Below are 2,725 nucleotides of genomic sequence, written 5' to 3'. Positions count from 1 at the left end.
CGCCGCGGCCCACCCGCCGTCCACCTGCCCCGGTCGAGACGAGCAGCGCCGCGCCGGGGCGTGGACCACGCCAGGGTGATCGGGCGCCGGTGGCGCAGCGCGAGCACCAGCATCCCCAGGCCCTGGACGACGCACAGCGCGAGCAGTCCGGACGCCGCCTTGTCCGGCGACGCGCCGACCGCCGTGAGCCCGGCCAGCACGACCGCGAAGGAGCTGGTGAAGCCCACGAGGGCGGCCACGACCCCGGCGACGTAGGGGCGGCTGTCGCGCATGGGCACTCCGTTCGGCGGGGACGACGCGACGAGCGTAGGGGCTGCGCCGCCCGGTCCGGTGCGCTTGCGCTCAGCGTGGGATCACCGAGAACAGGAAGCGTCGCTTCACCATCACCCAGATGACCGCGATGACCGCCGTGTGGACGAGGGTTCCCTGCCAGACGCTGTCGCGGTCCAGGCCCGGCACGTTGCCCACCGCCAGGACGAAGAACACGTGGACGATGAAGACGTACAGGCTCGCCTGGCCCAACGGGATCCACAGCCAGCCGATGACCGCGTCGATCGGCTTCCAGACGGTGGTGAGCACGGCGAACGCCACGACCAGCATGAGCGCCAGGTCGAGCAGCCGTCCTCCCTGCAGGAAGATCCGCGTGTAGGCGTGGTCGTCCAGGTACCCGTAGCTGCCTGCGGGCAGGAGGACCGGGTCGGTGCCGGCGCGGTGGCACAGCCACAGGTAGCCCAGCACCGCGGCGTAGCCGACGACGGCGACGCCCACGAGCGCCTTGCCCACGCGGGTGGTCAGCGCGTGCTGCACCTGTCGCCGGTAGTGGCCCAGCACGAGCCCGTGCAGGAACGGCAGCTGCCAGGTGAGCAGCGGGAAGACGTCCTCGAACTGCGAGGGCAGCACCCGCACGTCCCACTGCGCCTCCGCCAGGTACATCGCCCAGCTGAGCGCCAGCACCAGCCACCACATCCGCCGCCGGACGAGCCACATGAGCGCGGGGAGCAGCAGGCTCAGGACGACGAACAGGCCCATGATGTTGAACACCCACGGCCCGATCTGCAGCAGGAGCAGCTGCTTGACCGCGTACCAGGGCGGCGGGTAGTCCAGCAGGTGCTGGGCGTTGGGGTACAGGTCGTACACCTGGCCGGCGGCGCCCTGGCCGTCCGCGCCCGTGCCGCGGTCGGTGAACGTCGTGACGACGGACGCGTCGACGAACGGCAGCCGGCCGAGGGCGTAGACGAGCAGGACGACGGCCAGCGCGACGAGGTACTGCTTGCGGGCGCGGCGCCACATGGTCACGGCCGTGGCCCACTCCCCGAGCCGGCGCACCGTCGGCGCGTAGACCATGCCGAGCACGACGCCCGACAGCAGGACGAACATCTCCGCTCCGGTGATGGCGCCGACCGCGTTGAGCGTGACGTACGAGTACGGACTCGCGACCTCGACGTGGGTGATGACGACGGCCAGGATGATGAAGCCGCGGAACAGGTCCAGCCGGCGGTCGCGCGGGTCGTGCTCGTCGGGGTAGCGCCACGACGGCACGAGCCGTCCCACGACGCCCGCGAGCAGGTAGGCCGCGGCCAGCACGACGACGCACAGCACGATCCAGCCCATCTCGGCACCGACGTCGTCGGCCTGGCGGCCCTGGGCGGTCGCCGCGTTGCCGGCGGACGCGTCCAGGACCCGGGTCACCGCTCCGAGGTCGACGCTCGAGCCGGCGAGGTCGGCGGCCAGCGCGTCGGCCAGCTCGGCGTCGTGCGCCGCTCGCCAGTCGACCACGTCGCCGTCGGCCTCGGCCTCGGCCCGGCGCAGCTCGAGCCAGGTCACGCCGCCGATGCGGGGGTGGTCGGGGAGCGCGGCCAGCACCTGGCGCCACCACGTCCGCTTCACCTCCAGCTCGGAGTCGCCGCCGTCGGCCTCGACGTTGTACAGCGCGCCGGTCTCGACGAGCATCGGCCGGTCGCGGCGCTCGGCGAAGCGCTCGTAGAACGGGGTGCGGTCACGACCGTCGCCGTAGCCGGCCCGCTCGTCCAGGCGGGCGGCGAGGTCGCCGGCCGCGGGCCGGACGTTGTCGCCGAAGTCCTGCACCCGGCCGAAGTGGTACAGCGACAGGCCGACCCAGTCGACCGCCTCGTCGCCGGGGTAGTACGGGCCGTAGGGGTCGTCGCCGCGGGCGAGCCGGCCGTCGCCGTCGGTGTCCAGCCGTGCCGTGTCGGCGTCCAGCGAGTCGACCGCGCCGTACGCGCTCCCGAACGGGTAGCCCGCGCCGTACGCCGGCGACCAGACCATCGCCGCGTCCGGCGCGCCGGCGTGCACCGCGTCGGCGACGGTGCGGAACGCGCGGACGTAGGCCTGCGGCTGCTGCCCCCAGGTCACCCAGGTGCCGTTCATCTCGGGGGCGAACCGGACGAGCACGTCGGCGTCGCGCTCGCGGTGGAGCCGGGCCAGGACGTCGGCCAGGCGGCGTGCGTCCCGGTCGCGCAGCCGGTCGAGGGCGACCTGCGGCTGCAGCTCGACGACGGCGACCGCCCCCTGGGAGGTCGCCTGCTGGACGAACTGGCGCAGGTAGGTGACGTCGTCGGCGCCGAGCGGGTAGTGGACCCGCTGGGCGTACAGCGACGGCGTCTCGCCGAGCGCGTCGGCGTACCCGGCGGCGGTCTCCTTCTCCCAGTCCAGGCTCGGCCCGAACCAGGGGGCGGCCCGGATCGGGGCGACGCCGGCGCGGCCT

General features: G+C 73.8%; 2 protein-coding genes. Both read right to left on the bottom strand.

Annotation, left to right across the window (positions count from 1 at the left end):
• Positions 1–272, bottom strand: a 272-nt coding sequence (locus AC2W7G_RS13285; protein ID WP_485868857.1) for a benzoate/H(+) symporter BenE family transporter, incomplete at its 3' end; no start/stop codon positions are given.
• 70 nt (positions 273–342) lie between these two features.
• The coding region (gene opgC / locus AC2W7G_RS13280) for an OpgC domain-containing protein (protein ID WP_485868856.1) at positions 343–2,725 on the bottom strand (2,383 nt) is incomplete at its 5' end.

This window comes from Aeromicrobium sp. PFPM2_SD2, assembly GCF_057364525.1.
This window is presented reverse-complemented; position numbering and strand designations above follow the sequence as displayed.